We start from the raw sequence: 1606 nt of genomic DNA, 5'->3' as shown, positions 1-1606 counted from the left end.
GAGTAAACTTAGGACACGCTGCAAAACCCGGGCAGTAGTACTTTTTCCGACAGCGACCGACCCAGCTATACCAATGATATAAGGCAGTTTGCTCTCTTCTTTGCCAAAGAACCGGTTTGTACGCTGGTGAAGGCTCTGGAAACGATCAATATGAATCTCAAGTAGATGACTTAAGGGAAAGTAGACTTCTTCTATTTCCTGATTTGTCAAAGGTTCATTCAGTGCATGTAGATTTTCCAGGTCTTCGACACTGAAATTGTGCAATACCTTCCCATTTAAATTTTTCCAATCTTCCCGTTTGATCGATCTAAAAGGCGAGTCTATTGCTATTTGCGGATCCAATTGCATCGTTTGCTTTATTTTTATTACAAATATCTATATTGCAGGACAAGTAAACCTTTACTATTCGATTCTATCGACTATTAAAGGTCTTTTTTGCGCGGACAAATATAAATAGTGTTATCCGTTATCCCAAGAAACATTATAAATGATTTGAAGTTATTACAATAGGATTTGATAATATTTTATGAACAGGACACTTTTCAGCTATTTTAAACAAACTCTGCTTTTGAACCTCATCTAAATCTCCTTTAAAGCTAATAAAGCATTGTATATAGGTCGTTTGTTGCTGTTCACTTGTTTGTACCTCATAAGATAAACGCACCAGCACCTCCTCCAGGGGCCAGTTTTTGCGGTCAGCATACATTTTGACTGTAATGGCTTTGCAGCTCCCTAAAGAGGATAGTAATAGTGGAGTAGGGTTTATGCCCTGATCTTCACCGCCTACATCTTCGGGTTCATCAACCGTTATTTGATGTTTGCCGTATTGTACTGTAGTTGTATAGGGTGTTTTCCCTATTGAAACGATTACTTCATTGTCCATAAGCGATTAAAATTAGGATTCCACGTCTTCTAATAGTCCTTCAATGATGAGGCTTCCTGTTGCAGGGTTTGTCGCCAAAGGGACATTATAAAGATCACATACACGCATGAGCATTTGAATATCTGGTTCATGTGCGTGTTTCCCTAGTGGATCGCGAAAGAAAATAATACCATCAACTTTTCTTTCGGCCGCCAAAGCTGCGATTTGTGCATCACCACCCATGGGGCCACTCAATTTCAATTCCACAGGCAAGCCTGTCTGTCTGACGTAAGAGCCCGTAGTACCTGTGGCAATGATATTGGCGCGCTCCAATAATTCCTGGTGGTCTTTGACAAATGCGACCATTTCAGGTTTTTTGCCGTCGTGGGCTATTAGTGCAATTGTTTTTTTCATCAGTATATAATTATATGTAAAAGAATCGGCTCAAATCTAAAAACAGAACCTTTCTAGATCCGTTTTGTATACTATTTAAAAAATATATAGGATATAATAATTGCGGCTATCACACCAGCCAATTCAGCTAGCAGAGCGCAGGGTAATGCATGCCGTGTACGCTTTATTCCCACTGCACCAAAATATACCGCGAGGACATAAAAAGTAGTTTCTGTTGATCCCTGAATAACACAAGCAACCCTGGCAGCGAAGTCCATTGGCCCCTTGGCATTCATCAAATCGACCATAAGTCCACGTGCACCGGATCCACTGAGCGGTTTCATAAAGGCT

Annotated in this window: 2 protein-coding genes and 2 pseudogenes; all 4 read right to left on the bottom strand. The window is 40.5% G+C overall.

Annotated elements, in window-relative coordinates; all coding sequences use genetic code 11:
• Nucleotides 1–348: pseudogene (locus tag B2X72_RS07850) on the bottom strand (type I pantothenate kinase); the annotation flags it as partial.
• A gap of 133 nt (nt 349–481) precedes the next feature.
• Nucleotides 482–883 (bottom strand): OsmC family protein, encoded by a 402-nt coding sequence (locus tag B2X72_RS07845; protein WP_286848948.1) that lies wholly within the window; start codon nt 881–883, stop codon nt 482–484.
• 12 nt (nt 884–895) lie between these two features.
• Nucleotides 896–1276, bottom strand: coding sequence for a methylglyoxal synthase (locus B2X72_RS07840; RefSeq protein WP_046673562.1), 381 nt, complete (start codon nt 1274–1276; stop codon nt 896–898).
• Nucleotides 1277–1347: 71 nt separating this feature from the next.
• Nucleotides 1348–1606, bottom strand: a pseudogene (locus tag B2X72_RS07835) (hypothetical protein); the annotation flags it as partial.

Source organism: Sphingobacterium sp. UBA7253 (assembly GCF_002472745.1).
In the GTDB taxonomy this organism is placed as follows: Bacteria; Bacteroidota; Bacteroidia; order Sphingobacteriales; family Sphingobacteriaceae; genus Sphingobacterium; species Sphingobacterium siyangense.
This window is presented reverse-complemented; position numbering and strand designations above follow the sequence as displayed.

Excerpts from the sequence above, each read along its gene's own strand:
- B2X72_RS07845 (WP_286848948.1), bottom strand. The coding sequence starts at position 883 with ATGGACAATGAAGTAATCGTTTCAATAGGGAAAACACCCTATACAACT.
- B2X72_RS07840 (WP_046673562.1), bottom strand. The coding sequence starts at position 1,276 with ATGAAAAAAACAATTGCACTAATAGCCCACGACGGCAAAAAACCTGAA.